We start from the raw sequence: 4,685 nt of genomic DNA on the forward strand, positions 1-4,685 counted from the left end.
TCCTTATCTTGGGCATCGTTCTTAGTGACAATTTCAACAAATGTGTTTTGATTTTTTTCTCTCTTTAGCTCTTCGGTATAGAACCAGCTGTAGAAGGTTTGGGTGTTCAGACCACTTTCTCTGGCATAGGCCGCTTTACTCAATCCGCTTTCTTTCCACATTTGTTTGTGCAGTTCTTTATCCGATTCTGTAGTTTTCATTTCTCCTCCAATAGTGAAATCTATTGAAAGAATGTTCTTTTTCTTTTCCCTTGTGCAGGTGGGGTTTATGGAGCGGTTACTCCTAACGATGGGTTTATGAATAATTATCAGCCTTGTGACGGTTTTGTAATCGACCGACAGATTGGAGTGAAGGGAGGGGCAGATGCAAATATATATATGAACATCGAGACTGGGAGAGTAGACTCCCAAGATCCTTGGGATTACCAAAACGAAAAAAGGGAGGAAGTAAATGCAGTTGCCCTGAGAGAAGTCGTCCCTGCTGTCTGGGATAGTGAGGAACAATGTTGAATAGAGAGTGAAGAGCCATCACCTGCCGACGATAGGGAGAATGGGAAAAAGGGTGGACGCCAACCAATGCCGACCAGGGCAGAACCTCTGTCTGCTGCAGCCTGTTCCTTTTCTCTATCCTTCATATCTCATCAAGAGCGCTTGATAGTCCTTCAGTTTCAGATACGGATTTTTTTAGTAATAACTTCATACTTGATTACAAGTGTATATGATAGAATAATAGAGCATGTTTAGCGTCGCAGAAAGTAACACTCCTCCGATGATGTCAGTGAGCCAGTGTACCCCCGATAGCAGCCGACCGATTATTGTAACGACAATAATCAGAATAGAAAAAATGTCGATAAGCCGAATAAATTTTTTCCTCTTGATCCGGTGATGAAACTGAATCATCGACATAGTCATAATACTGACTACAATCATTGTATGGCTTGATGGATATGATGCTTCAAGTTCTCCATCCATCAGAATAGGCCGATAATTAATGATTATTTTTTCAAACATTATGTAACAACCGATAATTGCTAAGTAAAACAGTCCAAGCAGCAGGATATCGGCATCGACATTTTTCAGGCTTTTACGTTTAATTAACTGAGCCAATCCAAGCACACCAAAGGCACATGCAAACATAATTGAGACCAGCCCAAGCCAATCGGTCAGATAATACCACAAAAGCGTTACACCCAAATAATTAAAGACAAAATGATTTATAGATGATAGACCTATGCTTGTCCCTTCGGGGCCTATTGGCTTTATATCAATGTTCTTTATCATAAATGTTAAGGTTATAAATGCAATAAAGAGAGTTGCAGTAATAGTATAATTAATTTGATTACGTTTGTTCATTTTATTTTCTCGTATTGGATTAGTATTTTATGGAAAGGACAGCGCCCATTGGTATCGCCTGGACAGAAACATCATAAGTACTATTAGTACCTACCTTTTGGGTATTGATGTTCAAACTATGAATCCAGGGGACAAAAAAACCGCAGGCGGTTCCTGCTATGGCTCCGGCAATCACATCGGTTAAAAAATGATCTCCGCTGGCGACTCGACAGGCGGCAGTACTAAATGCGATGACATATGAAGATGCGATTACCGGAATTTTCCATTTAGAATTTGGAAAGTACTTACTGAAAACAAGACTTGTAAAAGAAGCTCCGGCGAAAGACATTGTCGTATGCCCAGACGGGAAGGATTTGTTCCAGTCGTGGTCATTAACCGCATCCTTGGGAAAGCCTTCAAAATACATATAGGGTCTAGCTTTGTTGATACAAATTTTCCCAAGCTCTTTGAAGCCGTATGCAAGCGTTATAGTCTCCGCATACATGGTTCCAATGGTGAGCCATTGATCCATGGGCGCTACAAGCAGTATTGTTGGCGTTAATATTGAAACAATTCCGAAGTATGTTCCGAGTTTATCGATTGCCGATGAGTAGGAATTCATCAATAGTTGATCAAATCCATTTACTTGCGACGAGTCTATGATATTTCCGTCGAATTTGGAATGGTTAACTTCTCCAACCTTATCAAAATAAAGTACTATCCCGTTCAGTCCGGCAGATGAAGCAAACAAAATTCCTTCAAGGATTGGATCAAGATTAAATAGAGAACCGTTGTTTTTTGCATCTACAGCACCATCAAACGAAAACAATGAAGTCGCGGCGAGCAAGATAAATACGGCCGTTACGGATTTTTTTTTATGCATTGGTTTACTCCTGTGTGTCATTTCGAGCAGTTAGCCACAGAGTGACAGGAGGAACCAGAAATATTTGTTTACATCAGTGATACTTTTGGTATCATTCTTTCTTTATCAGTAAAATTCCTTTTAGTACCAACAAACAAAGTAAAAATGATGATGCATAGGGCTGGCGGGTCATGATGAAAAGGAGAACAGAAAATACGGACAGGCAGGATGAGATACCTATTTTCAAACGAAGCCAGAATGGTGACTTGAGATTCTGCATTGCCAATTCCGCTACCCCAAAGATAGTAGTTGTGATTACTGCAATATAAGAAACCAGTAGTATATCATATGAGATATTTAACGCAGGCAGGGCCACGAACTCTACATGCTCACCCTTCTGATTTCCGAAAAAAGGCAGCACAAGGAGTAATGCGGACATAAAATCCAGAACACCGAAGACTAATGAACAAATATTTCTTGAAGCCTCACGAGTCTGATTTTCTGCAATAGTTATAAGTTCATCACCAGAAAGCAGTTCATCTACTAATACAGAGAAGACCTTTGCTATCAGCTTTAGTGATTCAATATTAGGATAGCCGCGTCCTGATTCCCACTTTGACACAGTTACTCTGGAGACAAAAAGCTTTTCAGCTAATTGTTCCTGTGTTAATCCGGCATTCGTTCTTAGTTGCTGCAATTTTGCATTAAATTCCATTTATTCCATTGAATCCTTGTTATCGAAGATCGAAGGAGCGGATTCCAGCAAGAATCCGCTCATATTATCATATGTTTATGAATTATAATATTTGGCTGTATGATACTTGAAAAGAGCACGCAGTACCGAAAGAGTATTATCAATTGAAACAGATGCTCCCGTATATGCATCAACAAAGTCAAACTTTTCTCCATTTCGTTCAACCTGCCCTGCATCAGTAATATCCTTCAATGAAGTCATCTTATCAATTTCAGCTTTACTTTTGTACTGTAAATATGGCAGGAATTCATTCTTGATTTCATTATAGGTAATTCCGTTCTCAGGATTCACGGGACTATCCCCCCAAAACTGAAATGAAATATTTCGAATCGTTGCCTCTTCCGGAGTATCATTATTGTTATTAATTTCTACATAAAGTAGGTGCTGATAGTTCTCTGAAGCAGCACGACAATTACAAGAAAGATAGCTTATCTGATATTTTGTATAATTGTCCATCTCATATTCGTAGAGAATTACGGCGGCATAAGGCTCAGAAAGACCATGTTTAAGATGCTGATATTCGATTATTTCATTACTGGAAAAATTGGGATACTGAGCCTCTTTCGTTGAACTACTACAACCATTAAAGAAAAGAAAAGCGGTAAGCAGTATGCTAAAAAACAGATATAACGTAGTTTTTTTCATTTTGTTCTACCTTGCCTTATTCTTCAACCTTATGAAGTTGGTTGAATTGGATCAGATGATATTTAAGCCGGTGCAGGGCATTGTAGTCATATTTATTATTTTCACCATAAGATACTTTCACGTGCTCCAGGTTCTTACCTTTGTATGTCCAAAAACCTCCTATGTTGTAAAGTTTTTCAGGGTTATATCCTAGCTTGATTAGCAACCCTCTGGTCATGCCCGCATATCCACCGCCTCCACACATAAGAAAAATAGCCTTATCTTCAGGAAACAGGTCCTTTATGACCATTTTAGATTCTTTGAAATTGGCTTTGACGGTATCGATGGCACCAGTGTCATCCCATGTCAATGAAAAAAGGGTCGGACCATTATATTGCGTGGCAGCAACGGCTGCGGGTAAGCCACTCAAATTTGCCAGAAAGGGATACGGAACAACCTCAAAACCTTCAATTGTTCCCGATAATACAGGATCCCCTCCAATGGCCGAATAGTCACCCGGATCAATAAGCATTCGTACATCAACATAAGCAACATCATCTCTTCCGACCCACTCATCAATGGTATTGACATTAATGTTTTTGTCGACACCAAACTGGCTCGTTTCGTCTACAGTAGCTTTGGGAAGTGTCTTAATCGCGGCTTCCTTATTATTACTGCAAGTTGCCAACAGAATAAACAAAGCAAGGATTGAAACTATTGGTACAAACTTTTTCATGTGGATTACCTACTCCTTTGAAATTTTTTATACACAAGTATAATTTCACTTATTATTATTAATAATTGATTTTTATACAACTATTTTAGTTTTATTATTATATATTGTCGCCACCGGAGGTAAATTGCAGGAAAACACCGGAATGAAATTGCAGACTCCGGCTTGAAAAAAAGGGCGGTACCGCCTTGTAATGGTTGTAGCCAAACAATCATAAAAACAAGGAGTACGCCCTACAATGCTGGAGTTACTGATGCATGAAGCACAGATGTTGAAACGACAGGGCAAGAAGATCAGAGAAATCGCTGAATCCCTCGGGAAAAGTGAACGCATGGTTCACTACTATCTGACGGAGCCCTCACGACCACGTAAAAAACGGAA

Annotated in this window: 7 protein-coding genes; 1 reads left to right on the plus strand and 6 read right to left on the minus strand. The window is 39.4% G+C overall.

The genetic code is table 11. The features are described from left to right. Positions 1-200 (minus strand): IS66 family insertion sequence element accessory protein TnpA (tnpA, locus tag F459_RS22905; RefSeq protein ID WP_033302329.1); only part of this gene is annotated, 200 nt, incomplete at its 3' end. Between the two features lie 96 nt (positions 201-296). Between tnpA and F459_RS0121675 the strand changes: the two genes are divergently transcribed. Next, positions 297-509 carry a hypothetical protein gene (locus tag F459_RS0121675; protein ID WP_020614738.1) on the plus strand — a complete coding sequence of 71 codons (213 nt, stop codon included), beginning with the start codon at positions 297-299 and terminating at the stop codon, positions 507-509. 186 nt (positions 510-695) lie between these two features. Here the strand turns inward: F459_RS0121675 and F459_RS0121680 are convergent, their stop codons facing one another. The 5 genes from F459_RS0121680 to F459_RS0121700 all read right to left on the minus strand — a co-directional run bounded on the left by F459_RS0121680 (position 696) and on the right by F459_RS0121700 (position 4,307). Next, the gene (locus F459_RS0121680; protein WP_020614739.1) at positions 696-1,352 is read right to left on the minus strand and encodes a phosphatase PAP2 family protein; all 657 of its coding nucleotides are present in this window, start codon (positions 1,350-1,352) and stop codon (positions 696-698) included. Positions 1,353-1,371: 19 nt separating this feature from the next. After that, the gene (locus F459_RS22910; RefSeq protein ID WP_020614740.1) at positions 1,372-2,214 is read right to left on the minus strand and encodes a phosphatase PAP2 family protein; all 843 of its coding nucleotides are present in this window, start codon (positions 2,212-2,214) and stop codon (positions 1,372-1,374) included. A 91-nt stretch (positions 2,215-2,305) separates the two neighbouring features. Next, entirely contained in the window at positions 2,306-2,908 is a 603-nt protein-coding gene (locus F459_RS0121690) for a helix-turn-helix domain-containing protein (protein ID WP_020614741.1), read from the minus strand. A gap of 75 nt (positions 2,909-2,983) precedes the next feature. Beyond that, positions 2,984-3,592 (minus strand): hypothetical protein, encoded by a 609-nt coding sequence (locus F459_RS0121695; protein WP_020614742.1) that lies wholly within the window; start codon positions 3,590-3,592, stop codon positions 2,984-2,986. Between the two features lie 16 nt (positions 3,593-3,608). After that, positions 3,609-4,307: a hypothetical protein gene (locus tag F459_RS0121700; RefSeq protein ID WP_020614743.1), complete on the minus strand. Its 699-nt coding sequence runs from the start codon at positions 4,305-4,307 to the stop codon at positions 3,609-3,611. Positions 4,308-4,685: the final 378 nt, after the last annotated feature.

Origin of the sequence: Sediminispirochaeta bajacaliforniensis DSM 16054, from assembly GCF_000378205.1 — a bacterium.
GTDB classification, from domain to species: Bacteria; Spirochaetota; Spirochaetia; order DSM-16054; family Sediminispirochaetaceae; genus Sediminispirochaeta; species Sediminispirochaeta bajacaliforniensis.